1 protein-coding gene is annotated in these 1,908 nt (G+C 60.3%); it reads left to right on the top strand.

Features of this window, described 5'->3' with window-relative positions; translation table 11 throughout:
- Window positions 1-120: 120 nt before the first annotated feature.
- Complete coding sequence (locus tag QMX91_RS30970) at window positions 121-1,818, top strand: AMP-binding protein (protein ID WP_282413893.1); 1,698 nt, start codon at window positions 121-123, stop codon at window positions 1,816-1,818.
- Window positions 1,819-1,908: the final 90 nt, after the last annotated feature.

Here is a 1,908-nt window from a genome sequence, read left to right as displayed (position 1 = left end):
CGCGAATGCAGTGTGTCAGCCTATACATCTGGCGACTGATCCTCCCCATTCGCGAGCAAGCCCGCTCCCACCCGAAGCAAAATCCCGGTAAACCCACTAATAAAGACAATAGGGGTCATCATGGATCAACCCAGTGCAAACCCGCAGCGCAGCTATACCCGAGGCTCCCAGGAAAAAGCCTTGCTGGCGATGACCATCGGGCAGAAGTTCGATCAGACTGTCGCGCAACACCCACACGGCGAGGCGCTGGTCGTAAGGCATCAGCAGTTGCGTTATACCTGGCAGCAACTGGCCGATAGCGTCGACCTGCACGCCAGAGCCTTGCTGGCGCTGGGTTTGCAGGCGGGAGATCGGCTCGGTATCTGGGCGCCGAACTGTGCACAGTGGTGCATCACGCAAATCGCCACGGCGAAGCTCGGCGTGATCCTGGTCAACATCAACCCGGCCTACCGCAGCTCCGAACTGGAATACGTGCTCAAGCAGTCCGGTTGCCAGTGGCTGGTGTGCGCCGGCGCTTTCAAGTCCTCCAACTACCACGCCATGCTGCAAGGGCTGGTACCGGAACTCGCAGAGCAATCCATCGGCCATTTGTGCAGCGAACGTCTGGCGGATTTGCGCGGGGTGATCAGCCTCGACGCACAGCCACCGTCGGGCTTCCTGCCGTGGTCGCAACTGGCCGATCTGGCGAGCAGAGTTTCGCCCGAACAACTGCGTGAACGCAGCGACAGTCTGCACTTCGATCAACCGGTGAACATCCAGTACACCTCCGGCACCACCGGTTTCCCCAAGGGCGCGACCCTCAGTCACTACAACATCCTCAACAACGGTTACATGGTCGGCGAAAGCATCGGCCTGACCCCGAGCGACCGCCTGGTGATCCCCGTGCCGCTGTATCACTGCTTCGGCATGGTCATGGGCAACCTCGGCTGCATCACCCACGCCAGCACCATGATTTATCCCAACGACGCGTTCGACCCGCTGCTGACCCTGCAAACTGTCGCCGAAGAACAAGCCACCGGCCTGTACGGTGTGCCAACCATGTTCATCGCCATGCTCGATCAGCCGCAGCGGGCCGAGTTCGACTTGTCGACCCTGCGCACCGGGATCATGGCCGGCGCCACTTGCCCGATCGAGGTAATGCGCCGGGTCATCAGCGAGATGCACATGAGCGAAGTGCAGATTGCCTACGGCATGACCGAGACCAGTCCGGTGTCGCTGCAGACCGGGCCGAACGATGAGCTGGAACTGCGCGTCACCACCGTCGGCCGCACCCAGCCGCAACTGGAAAGCAAAATCATCGACGAGGCGGGCAACCTGGTGCCGCGCGGCACCATCGGTGAGCTGTGCACCCGCGGTTACAGTGTGATGCTCGGTTACTGGAGCAACCCGCAAGCCACGGCCGAAGCCATCGACGAGGCCGGCTGGATGCACACCGGCGATCTGGCGAGCATGAACGATGAGGGTTACGTGAACATCGCCGGGCGCAACAAGGACATGATCATCCGTGGTGGCGAGAACGTTTATCCGCGTGAGCTGGAAGAGTTTTTCTTCACCCACCCGGCGGTGGCGGACGTACAAGTGATCGGCATTCCGTGCTCGCGTTACGGCGAGGAGATTGTCGCCTGGATCAAATTCCATCCCGGCCACAGTGCCTCGGAACTGGAACTGCAAACCTGGTGCAAGGAGCGCATCGCCCACTTCAAGACGCCGCGTTACTTCAAGTTTGTGGAGGAGTTTCCGATGACGGTGACGGGCAAGATCCAGAAATTTCGGATGCGTGAGATCAGTATCGAGGAGCTCCGCGAAAAGCAGGCCTGACACAATCAAATGTGGGAGCGGGCTTGCTCGCGAATGCGGTGTATCAGATACAAATTTGTCGCCTGACACTCAGCATTCGCGAGCAAGCCC

The organism is Pseudomonas sp. PS01299 (assembly GCF_029960145.1).
GTDB lineage: Bacteria > Pseudomonadota > Gammaproteobacteria > Pseudomonadales > Pseudomonadaceae > Aquipseudomonas > Aquipseudomonas putida_A.
Note: the sequence above shows the minus strand (reverse complement) of the source record. Positions and strands in the feature narration are given on the sequence as shown.